This window comes from Xenorhabdus entomophaga, from assembly GCF_037996725.1.
Taxonomy (GTDB): Bacteria; Pseudomonadota; Gammaproteobacteria; order Enterobacterales; family Enterobacteriaceae; genus Xenorhabdus; species Xenorhabdus khoisanae.
In genome coordinates this window covers 1-13,795 of the sequence record NZ_JBBMXH010000007.1, presented here as the reverse complement: position 1 = coordinate 13,795, position 13,795 = coordinate 1, and the positions used below count along the sequence as shown (strand labels likewise).

Annotated in this window: 13 protein-coding genes and 2 tRNA genes; 10 read left to right on the top strand and 5 right to left on the bottom strand. The window is 41.1% G+C overall.

The features are described 5' to 3' along the window. Positions 1–127: 127 nt before the first annotated feature. Together AAC854_RS02330 and AAC854_RS02325 are read left to right on the top strand one after the other, a co-directional pair. Positions 128–217: transfer RNA gene (locus AAC854_RS02330), tRNA-Ser, on the top strand. A 117-nt stretch (positions 218–334) separates the two neighbouring features. After that, a tRNA-Ser gene (locus AAC854_RS02325) sits at positions 335–424 on the top strand. 227 nt (positions 425–651) lie between these two features. On the opposite strand, the gene AAC854_RS02320 is transcribed toward AAC854_RS02325, so the two are convergent. Next, complete coding sequence (locus AAC854_RS02320; protein WP_340615723.1) at positions 652–954, bottom strand: DUF6622 family protein; 303 nt, start codon at positions 952–954, stop codon at positions 652–654. Between the two features lie 249 nt (positions 955–1,203). Between AAC854_RS02320 and AAC854_RS02315 the strand changes: the two genes are divergently transcribed. Continuing rightward, positions 1,204–1,812 (top strand): hypothetical protein, encoded by a 609-nt coding sequence (locus AAC854_RS02315; RefSeq protein ID WP_340615722.1) that lies wholly within the window; start codon positions 1,204–1,206, stop codon positions 1,810–1,812. Between the two features lie 219 nt (positions 1,813–2,031). On the opposite strand, the gene AAC854_RS02310 is transcribed toward AAC854_RS02315, so the two are convergent. The 3 genes from AAC854_RS02310 to AAC854_RS02300 all read right to left on the bottom strand — a co-directional run bounded on the left by AAC854_RS02310 (position 2,032) and on the right by AAC854_RS02300 (position 4,645). Further along, positions 2,032–2,805, bottom strand: a complete 774-nt coding sequence (locus AAC854_RS02310) for an alpha/beta fold hydrolase (RefSeq protein WP_340615721.1) — start codon at positions 2,803–2,805, stop codon at positions 2,032–2,034. A gap of 47 nt (positions 2,806–2,852) precedes the next feature. Beyond that, entirely contained in the window at positions 2,853–3,677 is an 825-nt protein-coding gene (locus AAC854_RS02305) for a VOC family protein (protein ID WP_340615720.1), read from the bottom strand. A 281-nt stretch (positions 3,678–3,958) separates the two neighbouring features. Next, on the bottom strand, positions 3,959–4,645 hold the full coding sequence (locus AAC854_RS02300; RefSeq protein ID WP_340615719.1) for a helix-turn-helix transcriptional regulator: 687 nt from the start codon (positions 4,643–4,645) through the stop codon (positions 3,959–3,961). Between the two features lie 174 nt (positions 4,646–4,819). Here AAC854_RS02300 and AAC854_RS02295 point away from each other — a divergent pair, with 174 nt between their 5' ends. From AAC854_RS02295 to AAC854_RS02265, 7 genes are all read left to right on the top strand, one after another. Beyond that, complete coding sequence (locus tag AAC854_RS02295; RefSeq protein WP_340615718.1) at positions 4,820–5,443, top strand: CDP-alcohol phosphatidyltransferase family protein; 624 nt, start codon at positions 4,820–4,822, stop codon at positions 5,441–5,443. A 9-nt stretch (positions 5,444–5,452) separates the two neighbouring features. Continuing rightward, positions 5,453–7,273, top strand: a complete 1,821-nt coding sequence (locus AAC854_RS02290) for a bifunctional alpha/beta hydrolase/class I SAM-dependent methyltransferase (protein WP_340615717.1) — start codon at positions 5,453–5,455, stop codon at positions 7,271–7,273. A 10-nt stretch (positions 7,274–7,283) separates the two neighbouring features. Continuing rightward, complete coding sequence (locus tag AAC854_RS02285; protein WP_340615716.1) at positions 7,284–8,627, top strand: phosphatase PAP2/dual specificity phosphatase family protein; 1,344 nt, start codon at positions 7,284–7,286, stop codon at positions 8,625–8,627. Position 8,628: 1 nt separating this feature from the next. Beyond that, entirely contained in the window at positions 8,629–9,027 is a 399-nt protein-coding gene (locus AAC854_RS02280) for a hypothetical protein (protein WP_340615715.1), read from the top strand. Between the two features lie 216 nt (positions 9,028–9,243). Then, complete coding sequence (gene dauA, locus AAC854_RS02275; RefSeq protein ID WP_340615714.1) at positions 9,244–10,932, top strand: C4-dicarboxylic acid transporter DauA; 1,689 nt, start codon at positions 9,244–9,246, stop codon at positions 10,930–10,932. A 203-nt stretch (positions 10,933–11,135) separates the two neighbouring features. Further along, a complete protein-coding gene (locus AAC854_RS02270) occupies positions 11,136–11,444 on the top strand; it encodes a peptide deformylase (RefSeq protein WP_340615713.1) in 309 nt (102 codons plus the stop codon). A gap of 347 nt (positions 11,445–11,791) precedes the next feature. After that, the gene (locus AAC854_RS02265; RefSeq protein ID WP_340615712.1) at positions 11,792–12,376 is read left to right on the top strand and encodes a hypothetical protein; all 585 of its coding nucleotides are present in this window, start codon (positions 11,792–11,794) and stop codon (positions 12,374–12,376) included. Positions 12,377–12,549: 173 nt separating this feature from the next. Here AAC854_RS02265 and AAC854_RS02255 read toward each other — a convergent pair whose 3' ends face one another. Continuing rightward, positions 12,550–13,617 carry a PAS domain-containing protein gene (locus tag AAC854_RS02255; protein ID WP_422824029.1) on the bottom strand — a complete coding sequence of 356 codons (1,068 nt, stop codon included), beginning with the start codon at positions 13,615–13,617 and terminating at the stop codon, positions 12,550–12,552. Positions 13,618–13,795 lie beyond the last annotated feature (178 nt).

Here is a 13,795-nt window from a genome sequence, read left to right as displayed (position 1 = left end):
TTTGTCTAATCAATCAAAAAGCCGGAAAAAATCATCACAACCCTGTTGACGCCTGCTCTGCTTTTCCCTATAGTAGCGCCCCGTTGCAGCGATGAACTTAAACGAGTTAACTGCAATAACAAAATATGGTGAGGTGTCCGAGAGGCTGAAGGAGCACGCCTGGAAAGTGTGTATACGTGAAAACGTATCGAGGGTTCGAATCCCTCCCTCACCGCCATATTCTTTGAAAGAGCCTGAACAAAACGCTCAGGCTTTTTTTTAGTGCATTCACAATCAAAAATGATTGGGCATGTAGCAAAAGGTACTCTTATAGAGTACTGCAAAAACAAAATTTGGTGAGGTGTCCGAGAGGCTGAAGGAGCACGCCTGGAAAGTGTGTATACGTGAAAACGTATCGAGGGTTCGAATCCCTCCCTCACCGCCATTTTATACGTGAAAGCCCGAACTTATGTTCGGGCTTTTTGCGTTTAAACCCCTACCAATTTATATCCCCCTAAACAAAGACACACCCAGCAACTTATTATGTGAATACAGGGAACATAAAATTATCTCACTGCCTATTTTTAAGGTTGTTTCTGTAATAATGGATAAATAAATTCAGTGTCCCGCCCCAAAAAACGCCATCAGACAAACCGCTTATAAAACCAAACATCAGATTAAAATTGAAAGAATGTAACTTCCTTTTCTTAATCTAGGTTGGTTTTTCCATAATACCCATCCTACAACACCTCCCGCCAATATCCCCAATATAAACATTAATAATGCAACATTTGTAAATACTGTCTCATTCAATACATTGTAACCACCCCATATAAAAAACAATATTGGTAAAAAGAACAAACGTTCAATTCTCATTTTCCTGTCATATAACGCATTGACACCTCGTTTAATTAAAAAAGCAAATAAAATCCAAACCCAGAGTGGCGTATCTTTCAAAATGGTCAGAATCGACATATCACCTCCCTTTATCATATTGCTGATAAAATGATTAATGATTTAAATAAAATAGACCATTATTCACACTTATTCACCAATAATGGTTATGAAAATCAGGTTTAATATAATATGAAGAAAATAAATCATCCTGTTATCATTACCTTATAAGTCCACCTTAAAGATTACATAAAGAAAATATATCAATATGAAATTAGTTTCGCTTATTATCTAAATTAGACCAAAAAAATACAATACAAGAGGAAAATCATGACATTTTTAGGAATTGTTAGTCATAAAGAACATAAAAAATGGCAATATCCAACACCATTTTTACCTTACTTTCATTTTTATGAAATCCACGAATCTAAACCAATAAATGCGCCTGCCAGAGAAATAATCCAAGCAGTGAAGAAATTTGATACCTCAGATGATATATTTACCAATGCGTTGATAAACATTAGAAGTCTGCCTATTTATTTACTGGGAAAGCTAACAAATAGTAAAAAATTCCAGCATCATGATTTTGGTTTAGAAACATTCACTATACTAAATGAAAATGATCATGAGATATCCATGGGGTTAACGGGTCGGTTCTGGCAAGCTAATTTGGGCGTTATACATCAGCCTGATTGTGAATCGTTTATGAGTTTTAATGATGACACATCCGCTAAACTAGTATTGCGTTTTTTGACCAAAGAATATCCCGATGGTTATCGCTCATTAGTTACGGAAACATTTATTTTTTGTCCCAACAAGAAAACACAAAAGATATGCACTTTATATTGGTTTGCCATAAGACCAGCCAGTGGATTTATCCGAAAAAGAATGCTATCAACAATAGTTAGAAAGTTCAAAAATTTTAATCGTGCAGAATAATAGTCTGAAAGACTACAGGCCTGAGACACAATTACGCTTTTAGCAAAAAATGCAATCGTGTATATCTCAGGCATGATTAATTTAGCAACCTATACTCTTCGTCTTTCAAGTTGCCTCTTTGTTAGCTGCGCTCATTCACCCCGGTCACATAGTTATCTATGCTCCCGGGATTCATTCCCTTGCCGCCGCGACGCATCTTGAAATCCATTGGGTATAAATCTAATTTGATAAAAACTCTTTCAAAAATGGTATCAACAACTCTGGTTTTTCTTCATGGGGCGAATGTCTCGTAAAAGGAATATTCAAAAAACAAGAATGCGTGACTTTATCGGCTAATTCCGCTGAATTGCTACGAGAAACCAAGCTATCATTATCTCCCCGAACCACCAGCAATTTACACGTTATTCTGCTGATAGTTTCATTGGGGTAACCGCTCTCACTATCATCAAGCCACATAGGAACAATACTGCTGAACAATTTGTTGAAATCTGCTTTTGGGTTCAGTCTATGATAACTTTCATAGCTATCAGGTAACATTGCTCGCCAACCATCTGCCGTCACCAGTGTAAATATCTCTCTCGTCGGGTCCTCTTCTTTTAATGTCCAATGAGCGCCTATGATGACTATTTTATCAATTGGAATACTTCCCGCCGCAGCCAGTCGCAACGCCACAATACCTCCGTCACTGTGACCAATAACGCTGCATTTTCCTAACGTTAAATATCTGACAACTGCTTCTACATCTTGTTGAAGCTGTTTGTACGATAAATTTCCTTGCCCTAACGTCGATTTACCCTGTCCCCTGCTATCTATACCAATAAGTTGGTAAGTATTTCCAAGTTCGTCCACAATTCGGTTAAATGTCTCAATGTCACTTAAACCACCATGCAAAAAAATCAGTGGATATCCATTTGGATTGCCTTGCCGCTCATAATAAATATGAGCGCCATCAGTTTCTAAGTAACTACCATTTTGATGATTAAAACCTAACATAAAATAATATCTCCTTCATTTACCTTAGAGCCTAATGGGATAGGCTCTTAATCCAAAGGACACACTCGAATAGTATGACCATCAGGATCTTTCACGAGGAAAGTGCGTCCAAACACATCATTATAAGGCTCCTGTCGAATCTCAATGTTTGTGTTTTCTTGCCATCTTTCAAAGAGTCGATCAACTTCTTCGCTGGATGACAGCATAATACCAATCTCAGAAAATCTCGGAATAGCGCTATCAGGCTTTGCCCCTCCGCTCCAAATCGCAAAGATTGCCGCCTTACCCGCAGAAAATGCCACATAACGCGGGCTGGAAAAGATCGGTTCAGCATTGAAAATAGTTTTATAAAAAACCGTAGAACGCCCGATATCAGAAACATAAATCAGTTGAAGATTAGGATTAACAAGGATGGAGTCTACCATTCCATTTGCTTCAGCTTCATTTTGTTCAACAATCGCCTTAAGCCTTGATATCGTTTCAACCAGATCTTGCGTCACTTGTTTGAAGAAGCCCTCAGCCTGGGTATTTAGCATATTCGTTTCAGGCTCAAAAGTAACAGTTACCTGAATGCGCTTTGCCATGCTATTTTCATCGGTCAAAATTTGGTGACAGAAAGTTAATATTCCCACCTGTGGCAGATTAACCTGATCGGTGAACTCTTTATTCACTTCTACCTTTGCAAGATAGAAGCGTATCTCAGGCATTCCACCTAATACCATTCTGCCATATTGCCCAGTTTTCACTTCACCTTCGAATTTAAGATATTCGAGGCCAGTTTCCCATTTTTTCCGCAAATCAAAATCAATATAATGTGCCCAAATTTGAGATGGTTTTGCATTTATCGATGTAGAAAAAGTTAGGGTTAACATGAAAAACTCCAATAGTTAGATAGCTGACTCAAAACATGTTGTAGAGTTCACAGGGTAGCAATCTGGTGTGACAGTTTTTGTCAGTAGTGTTTTCTATATTTATTAATTCGACGTGTAAATATCTATACTTTTATCATGCTGCATATTTGGCATTTCCGAAGAATTTGGTGCATATGCTACTTAAAAAAATCTGGGATGACTGAGGGGTGAGAATAATGTTATTAGGAATATTCTAGTCGCCCGTTCATTGAGAGAGATTGGCTCTATATACACTAGAGTCACTAATTCGGTATTTTTTGTGTTTCCCGCCATTCTTTAAGTAATGACTGTCTTGAACGCGGATAACACCATTTTTCAACCTTTAAATGATTAATTCTATCCGACCTGAAATGACGAAATGTTTCTCGTAATTCACACCATCCAATGACAATACTGATATTTTCAAAATATCCCAACGCAAATGGCCATACCGTCCTTTCGGATTGATTTCCTTTCAGATCCCGATAAGCAAAGGTGATTTTACGCCTGTCACTGATTGCTTGCCGTATTTGCTGAATATCAACGGTAGGCTGAATTTTCGTGGAAGCAGGTCCCACTAATAATGAATTGGTTTCCAAAACTTGTTTTAATTCTGCTGGGATAACTGCTGCAATTTTGTTGATTGCGCTGATTGCGGATGTTTTTAACTGTGGATCTGCACGCTTAGCAACCCAGCTTGCGCCCAATGCCAGAGCCTCTATTTCATTCTGCGTCAGCATCAATGGCGGCAGGACAAAACCCGGCCGTAAAATATAGCCTATACCAGCCTCACCTTCGATGATTGCACCCTGAGCCTGCAAGGTAGCAATATCCCGATAGAGTGTTCTTAAACTAATATCTAATTTTTCTGCCAGTACTTTCCCCTGTACAGGAAAATGGTAACTACGCAACATCTCCATAAGAGATAACAAACGTTGTGCTCTGGACAATGCGTTGTATCCTTAACATTAATCGGCTATTTGATTAAAACTCATAAAGTTTATCATCATCTCTTTGCAATAAATAATTTGTTGATCTATCAAACAATTTCTCTTTTATTTGATTTACATTTTTTATTTTATTAGTAATGATGATAATTTGACCTATAAGGAACTTAGGGCAAGATGACTATCTATAATCTAAAACCCCGTTTTCAAAACCTCTTACGCACTATCGTAATCTCTTTGCACAAACATGGTATTACCGCTAATCAAGTTACATTGGGAGCGATGTTTTTATCAATCGCTATCGGTTCATTATTGAGCCTATTTCCTTCTTCCGCTCTTTATTGGCTGTTGCCTGTTTTTCTCTTTATCCGCATGGCTCTCAATGCAATTGATGGAATGTTGGCACGGGAGCATCACCAGAAATCCGATTTAGGCGCTATTTATAATGAACTTGGGGATGTTATTTCCGATGTTGCCCTCTATCTCCCTTTCTGCTTTTTACCGAATGTCAGCAGTACGAGTGTGTTGGTTATCTTATTTTTGGCCATCCTGACGGAATTTATTGGCGTTTTGACTCAGGCTATTGGTGCATCACGGCGCTATGACGGCCCAATGGGAAAAAGTGACCGCGCTTTTGCCTTCGGTACTTATGGATTGATTATTGCAATTTTCCCTTCTGCCTTGAACTGGAGCCACTACTTATTCCCTTTCATGGGCATTTTACTCTTGATGACTTGCTATCAGCGTGTTGTTAAAACCTTGCGTGAAATCAGGCTGGATGAAGAGTCACAATCTAAATAAGGAATTAATATGACACAGTTATCAAAGGCACTTTCATCAAATACGCTTTTATCGAATACACAACCATCAAATCAACGTATTGCCGAAGAACATTATTTCACCACATCAGATTCAGCTTCCCTGTTTTACCGTTATTGGCCGCAGCAAGAACAAGCTAAGGCCGGAAAAGCCATCATTATTTTCCATCGTGGTCATGAACATTCAGGACGGATCCAGCATGTCGTTGATGGACTCAATCTGCCCGATGTACCAATGTTCGCCTGGGATGCCCGTGGGCACGGAAAAACAGAAGGGCCACGAGGTTATAGTCCATCAATGGGTACGTCAATTCGTGATGTTGATGAATTCGTGAGGTTTATTAGCGCAAAGTACGATATTGAAATGGAAAATATTGTGGTGATTGGTCAAAGTGTTGGCGCAGTGTTAGTGTCTGCCTGGGTACATGATTACGCTCCAAAAATTCGGGCAATGATCCTCGCTGCACCTGCGTTTGATATCAAGCTGTATGTCCCCTTTGCGGTACAAGGATTGCAACTAATGCAGAAAATGCGGGGCGTTTTTTTCGTCAATTCTTATGTGAAAGCGAAATTCCTGACCCACGATGAAGCCCGCATCTCCTCTTATGATAATGATCCTCTCATTACCCGCGAAATTGCCGTTAATATTCTATTAGAACTTTATCAAACCGCAGAACGTGTAGTGAAAGATGCCGGCGCCATTACATTACCAACCCAACTCTTTATTTCTGGCAGCGATTATGTTGTACACCATAAACCACAGCATCAATTTTACCAGCGTCTGAACACCCCGATTAAAGAAAAACATGTCATGGAAGGGTTCTACCACGATACCTTGGGCGAAAAAGACCGCCATTTGGTTTTCAGCAGAATACGTACATTTATCGATCGCGTTTTTGCGTTCCCTCGTTATCAACATGATTACAGCAATGAAGATATTTGGAGCCATACCGCAGACGAGTTTCGGGAATTATCACTGCCATTACCACGCTTCTGCCCCAAAAACCTCAGTTATAAACTGATGCGTAAGGCAATGAATACACGCTTGGGCAGAACGTCTGAAGGCATTCGCCTCGGTCTGGAAACAGGTTTTGATTCCGGTTCCACACTGGATTATGTTTATCGCAATCAACCACAAGGCCAGGGAATTTTCGGGAGAACGCTGGATCAACAATATCTCAGGGGTAACGTTGGCTGGCGTGGCATACGGCAACGAAAAATCAATATGGAGACATTAATCCGTCAGGCCATTCGCTATTTACATCAACAAAACCAACCTGTCCATATTGTTGATATCGCGGCTGGACATGGGCGTTACGTTCTTGATGCAATCAATGATTTCAGCAAAGTTGATTCCGTTTTATTAAGAGATTACAGCGAACTCAATGTCAATCAAGGACAAGAGTATATTGAAGAACGTCACCTTGCAGATAAAATTCGTTTTGTTATCGGTGATGCGTTTAATGCCGATAGCATTGCGTCCATTACCCCAAAGCCCACATTGGGCATTGTTTCCGGCCTTTATGAATTATTCCCCGACAATACGCTAATCAAAGATTCTTTACGTGGCCTTGCCAGTGCCATCGCAGAAAACGGCTACCTGATATATACCGGGCAACCTTGGCATCCACAACTTGAAATGATCGCTCGCGTTCTTTCCAGCCATCGTGAAAACCAACCGTGGATTATGCGCCGGCGTACTCAGGGAGAAATGGATGCGCTGGTAGAAGCCGCTGGTTTTGAAAAGCAGTATCAATTAACTGATAACTGGGGCATTTTCACTGTATCGATCGCCAAAAAAATCCAACGTTGAGAATAGGCAGATGAAACACCCGACAAAACTTCCTCACAATAATCGCCCGCGTTTGTGGCTGACAGCCGCTGTCTGGCTGTTGCTTCTGGCACCGTTCTTTTTTATTACCTACGGGCAAATCAATCAACTCACCGCACAAAGAGACGATGTGGAAGTTATGGTGTTCAGTTGGGAACATTACATTCCTTTCTGGTCATGGACGATTATTCCTTACTGGAGTATCGATTTATTTTACGGAATATCACTGTTTATCTGTACCTGCCGCCGTGAGCAATGGATTCACGGCTGGCGATTGGTGACAGCGTCACTGATTGCCTGTGTCGGGTTCCTGTTATTTCCGCTGAAATTTTCGTTTTCCCGTCCCGTGACCGAAGGCATTTTTGGGTGGTTATTCGATCAACTGGAGCTGTTTGACCTGCCCTATAATCAGGCACCTTCATTACATATTATCCTGCTATGGTTACTCTGGTTGCGTTATGCCGCGCACTTACATGGTTATTGGCGGGGATTGCTGCATATCTGGTCTGCCCTCATTGCCTTATCGGTTCTTACGACCTGGCAGCATCATTTTATTGATGTGATCACCGGTCTTGCCGTGGGAGTCATGATCAGTTACTTGCTCCCTATTACACACCGTTGGCGCTGGCAACCAAGCCAAGATAGCTATGCCAGAAAATTATTTGCCTATTATGCAGCAGGCAGCCTCTTGTTTGCGTTGATGGCATCTGGATTAGGCGGCGTTTTCTGGATCCTGTTGTGGCCTGCTATATCTTTATTCATGGTTGCTCTCGGCTATGCGGGATTGGGCAGTTCAGTGTTTCAAAAGCAAACCGATGGCCGAATGTCACTGTCTGCACGTTGGGTAATGGCTCCCTATCAATTAAGTGCCTGGATTTCTTACCTTTGGTTCAGGCGAAAAAGCGCGCCTTATAATCAAATCGTGGAAGGGATCATTCTTGGTAGTTTGCCACATCCGTCAAGCACCAAATCAGCCAATACAGTCAGTGTGTTGGACATGACGGCAGAATGGCACAGGAAACCTGATATCTATACAACAGACTACGTTTGCCAACCCCAAATCGATTTATTGCCATTGGGACCTGAAGCACTGCAATCCGCAGTTTGTACGCTGGACAATTTGCACCAAAAAGGGAGCGTATTCATTCATTGCACACTCGGGCTGTCCCGTAGTGCAATGGTAGTGGCGGCATGGTTACTGAAACGACACCCTGAGTACGATATTTCCACCGCCATTGATATGCTTCGCCGAGCAAGACCTTATGTCACTTTCAGGCAAACACATTTGGATGCCCTTATCCAATGGGCAGAATGTTATCGTGACCGGAGAATGTAATATGCAGCCGGAAAATCTGACAAACAAAGTAGTTATTACCACATTACAAAGTTGGCGCTTTATTTCGGGTTTATCCGCATTTTCGGTACTTATAGCGACAACAATATGGATAACAACCGCAAGCAGTCATGCAGTTTATGCCATGTCGTTATTCTTTGCCCTGTCCAGCCAGTACTATTGTTGGCGCATTTGGCTCGATTGCCACTATTTTCAGCTTTTGAGTTTGCATCCTGAAAAGAGTGCTGAGTTCGATCAGGCATTATTGCTGATATTCAATAAGTCCCCCCGGTCACGAACACAGAAAGATCGCTTTCAAGGTTCAATTTCATTGTTAAAACGAGCAGTTATGAGTTTGATGCTGCAACTGGGGGTACTTTTGCTGTTTATCTTGATGAGATAAGCTGCTCCCAAAAACATGCGAAATTGAATCTAGTTTCCCTTTAGGATTACATGGCATTAACAAAACCAATTTAATCATTTGATTTTTATTTCACGAACGCTAATCTATTAGTTAACTTTTTGACATATAACACCTTTCTGTGCTGATAAAAGCGATATTCTGTCTTCTCTTTTTTTCAGCACGTCATTTGATGTCTTATTTTTGGTTTTTATTTCAATGAATACTCGTAAAATTAAGGGGATACGTCCATTTAGTGCATTTATTGACTCTTGTTGGAAGGAACCTTACTCTTTCTCTCGTTTTATCAAGGATATGATTGCTGGGGTCACAGTGGGAATTATTGCAATTCCTCTGGCAATGGCTTTGGCAATCGGCAGTGGTGTTGCGCCGCAATATGGCTTATATACAGCAGCTATTGCAGGAATTGTTATTGCTCTCACCGGAGGATCTCGTTATAGCGTTTCCGGGCCAACGGCGGCTTTTGTCGTGATCCTCTACCCCGTGTCACAACAGTTTGGCTTAAGCGGTCTACTTATCGCCACGCTTATGTCAGGCATTATTCTGGTTGTCATGGGATTAGCCCGATTGGGGCGCTTGATTGAATATATTCCCTTATCCGTCACGCTGGGGTTTACTTCTGGTATTGCGATTACTATCGCCACCATGCAGGTGCAAAACTTCTTTGGCCTGAAACTGGAGCATGTGCCAGAAAATTATATCGATAAACTCATTGCTCTCTCCCAAGCATTCCCTTCATTACAGTTGAGCGATACACTTATCGGTTTTACCACGCTGTTGGTTTTGATTTTCTGGCCAAAACTGGGATTAAAGTTACCGGGTCACTTACCGGCTTTGATTGCAGGTACTGGCGTCATGGGTATCATGTATTTGCTAGGCCACGATGTAGCAACGATTGGCTCATCATTCAGCTACATTCTGGAAGATGGCGCACAGGGCCAGGGTATTCCGCCAATTCTCCCCCAATTTATTCTGCCGTGGAATTTACCTGACACTCATTCCTTTGATATAAGCTGGAATACAATATCAGCACTGCTGCCCGCTGCATTTTCAATGGCCATGTTAGGGGCAATTGAATCTTTGTTGTGTGCCGTTATTCTGGATGGCATGACCGGAAAAAAACATCATTCCAATGGTGAGTTGATTGGTCAGGGAATGGGCAATATTGTCGCCCCTCTCTTTGGCGGAATTACCGCAACCGCCGCTATCGCCCGTTCAGCCGCCAATGTGCGTGCAGGAGCAACTTCACCGATTGCTGCTGTTGTTCACTCTCTGCTGGTATTATTGACGCTGCTGGTTCTCGCACCGATGCTCTCTTATCTCCCACTTGCCGCGATGTCAGCTATTTTGCTGATTGTGGCGTGGAATATGAGTGAAGCCCATAAGGTTGTAGATTTAATCCGCCGTGCCCCTAAAGACGATATCATCGTCATGCTGTTGTGTCTGTCACTGACGGTTCTGTTTGATATGGTGATAGCAATCACGATCGGTATCGTTCTGGCATCGCTCTTGTTTATGCGCAAAATTGCCAATATGACCCGAATTAGCATTTCTCCTTCAACAAATAGTGATAAAGGTCTGCTGGTTGTACGAATTAACGGCCCTCTGTTTTTCGCTGCCGCAGAGCGTATTTTTGCTGAGTTAAAAGAAAAAGGCGCTGATTATCAAACCATTATTATGCAGTGGGATGCTGTTCCAGTGCTGGATGCGGGCGGTCTACACGCTTTTCAGGGATTTGTTCGGGAGACGGGAAAAGAGAAACATATCGTTGTGTGTGATATCTCCTTTCAGCCTTTGAAAACGCTGGCAAGAGCCAAAATCGAGCCGATCAAAGGGCAATTAAGTTTTTATGCTACTTTAGCCAAGGCGTTGGAAGAAATAGATTAACCTAATTGCCTATAAATACTCACCCAGTGGGTCGCCAAATGGTTACCCACTGCCACGGATAAACCTAAAGCCTCCCCGTTTATCCCGGTCATTGTCACCTCGACGCCCTGCGCCATAACACCCCCCGTTACCCTGCACCTGGCACATTGCTCCATCACCTGCCAGCCCGAGCAGTTGGCAGCCATTATTGCGGAGCTCAATTTATGCTGATGCCCCGAACTATTTGGCTGGCTCGTGAACAAAGGAGAGTGGTTATAGCTGTTTTAGATATACTCACAATTCCTGATGAAAGATTGAAACAGAAATGTGTTGATGTCACTGATGTAGAGGATGTTCAAACTCTGATTGATGATATTCTGGAAACAATGTATAACACGGATAACGGCATTGGGTTGGCAGCACCACAGGTGGGCAGAAAGGAAGCCGTATTAGTCATTGATATTTCGCCGGAACGCAATCAGCCACTGGTTTTAATCAACCCCAGTATTGTTGAAAAAAATGTAAGGTCGTAAATCAGGAAGGATGTTTATCTATTCCCGGATATTATGCAGATGTAGAGCGGATTTGAAAAAGTGAAAGCTCTGGATCGGCATGGTCAGACCATTACAGCGGAAAGTAAGGATTATGATTTTAAATAGCCAAATAATGATTAACTTTATTTTAGATATAATTAAAATTAATTATTAAATTTCAATAAAATATTTTATATATTAAATAATATATCCAGTTTTGTGATCTGCTGGCAAGAAAGAAAATTCTCGAAAATAAAAATAAGCTTATATTCATAAATAATGGCGATTGATTGAATGTAGCTAATTAAACAGATAATTTTAAAGATGAAGGCTATTAGAGGATTTACATGATGGCAGACAACAGGCAACTTAGTGCTACAGTATTTGTTAAATATACTGAATATGGCTCAATAACGGGTCATGCCGCAATGCTGATTGGTGCAATTAATTCAGGCGATCTGCATAATTATATAGACAATCAGGTAGATTTTAACCCCAGAAGACCTATCCAACAAGGATCTCTCCAACAAAGAATTAGACAACAAAAATTTTGGGAAGACGCATTTTTCAGTGATGAAGAAACTTTTCAGGAATTTCAAGAAACGTATCATGTCTATTACAGGTTGTATGGTTTGGATGTAAATGCAATGCTGAGTGCAAGAAGAGCAATAAATCATACGAATGTGCATTACAATTTTTTGATTAAGAATTGTGCGACAATAATTGCCCGAATTTTAAAAGCCGGAGGGGTAGAGCGATTATTGAGTCCATTCAATAGAATATTTTATGGACATAATTTGTATTGGACACCTAAAGATATTGCTCAATTATGCGATAAATTAAAAAATGTAAATATGGCAACAAAACACAAGTATGAAAACTGTCCGAAAAAACGTAATAATATTCGTAGCGTTCTGGCTGGTTTCAGATAATAAAATATATATTATCTCCTTCGATTTTCCAGTTGCAGTTTTGTTGGCTGCGTTAATCAGATCCTACGAAAAAATGACGAGCCAATAAGTAGCGGATTTCATTTGCAGTTAATGTGAGCCGAAAAAGCGGATAAATGCGAGTCCTTACAACTAGGGAGTAAGTGTTTATATCGTTACCGACATGTGGTGGGAAATATCTTTGCCAGAATCAAATATTTTCGTGTGATAGCAACAAGAATGGATGCGCTATTGCCGATAATTTCATGGTATTTATTTTCCTGTAAAATTTCTTCTTGCAGATATTCATTTTGCTGTTCCAGCCGGCTTTTTAAATCTCGCAACTCTTCAAGGACATGGGTCAGTTGCTTCTCGGTATTCAGCCTATCGGTAATATCGCGGAATACAACTACTGCGCCAATAATTTCACCGTCACGAATCACAGGCGTACTGGTAAATTCCACGGGGAAGCAACTGCCATCACGGCGCCAGAAAATTTCCTGAATACCTTCATACACAATACCATCATGTACCGCCGCATAAATCGGGCACTCTTCTACAGGATAAGGCTCGCCATTTTCATGGGTATGATGATGAATCTCATGGATATTATTACTCAGCACATCTTCAGCTTGCAGCCCCAACATTTTAGCTCCGGCGGGGTTAATAAAGGTGCACAAACCTTGTTTGTTAATACTGTAAATACCGTCACCCACTGAGCTCAACAATAAATGCTTACCGGTGTCGGAGTCTATAAACAATTCCTGTAAGGCTTGCCATTCTTTTAAATCTGCCTGAATGGCTTTATCGACATTTTTATTGTGTTGGCGCAATTCTAATTCTTTGACATCCGCCAGCGACCATATCAGTAATGTTTTATTTTTATAGGGTAATGAAATGGAAGTAATATCCAGCTGAGTTTTTCCGCCATTTTTATCAAAGGCATACAGTTCATTACTCCAGGCCCAACCTTGTTCCAACGCTTCTTCGGTAAATGCCAGAAGATCTGGCAGTTGACTAAAATGACCGAAAATAGAAGTCACCGTTTTTTGAATAATGTCATGACGTTCGTAACGTAATAGTTGAGTGGCACTGATATTCACATCAATAAACTGGTTTTGGTGTGGATCTAATACAATTAATGCCTGTGATGTGTGTTCAAACACCAATGGACGAATAGAGTCCTCAGTTGTTACCCAGTCCGAGATAAAGTCAGCCGTGTTCATATGATTTATATTACTCATATTATGAAATTTCGTAATTTAAGTTATGCTGGATTAACGCAATAAGTGCAACATGCGACCGGTATAGGCTTCCATTGGCGTCAGCCCATTTAAAATCTTTCTTGGTGTCATATTCAGCCTCAATTCCATATCGCTGATAGCTTGCTCCGTCAGTGGGCCAAAAGCGGTTCCCTTAGGC

Coding starts and splice junctions, on each gene's coding strand:
- AAC854_RS02320 (WP_340615723.1), bottom strand. CDS start 954: ATGTCGATTCTGACCATTTTGAAAGATACGCCACTCTGGGTTTGGATT.
- AAC854_RS02315 (WP_340615722.1), top strand. CDS start 1,204: ATGACATTTTTAGGAATTGTTAGTCATAAAGAACATAAAAAATGGCAA.
- AAC854_RS02310 (WP_340615721.1), bottom strand. CDS start 2,805: ATGTTAGGTTTTAATCATCAAAATGGTAGTTACTTAGAAACTGATGGC.
- AAC854_RS02305 (WP_340615720.1), bottom strand. CDS start 3,677: ATGTTAACCCTAACTTTTTCTACATCGATAAATGCAAAACCATCTCAA.
- AAC854_RS02295 (WP_340615718.1), top strand. CDS start 4,820: ATGACTATCTATAATCTAAAACCCCGTTTTCAAAACCTCTTACGCACT.
- AAC854_RS02290 (WP_340615717.1), top strand. CDS start 5,453: ATGACACAGTTATCAAAGGCACTTTCATCAAATACGCTTTTATCGAAT.
- AAC854_RS02285 (WP_340615716.1), top strand. CDS start 7,284: ATGAAACACCCGACAAAACTTCCTCACAATAATCGCCCGCGTTTGTGG.
- AAC854_RS02280 (WP_340615715.1), top strand. CDS start 8,629: ATGCAGCCGGAAAATCTGACAAACAAAGTAGTTATTACCACATTACAA.
- dauA (WP_340615714.1), top strand. CDS start 9,244: ATGAATACTCGTAAAATTAAGGGGATACGTCCATTTAGTGCATTTATT.
- AAC854_RS02270 (WP_340615713.1), top strand. CDS start 11,136: ATGCTGATGCCCCGAACTATTTGGCTGGCTCGTGAACAAAGGAGAGTG.
- AAC854_RS02265 (WP_340615712.1), top strand. CDS start 11,792: ATGATGGCAGACAACAGGCAACTTAGTGCTACAGTATTTGTTAAATAT.
- AAC854_RS02255 (WP_422824029.1), bottom strand. CDS start 13,617: ATGAGTAATATAAATCATATGAACACGGCTGACTTTATCTCGGACTGG.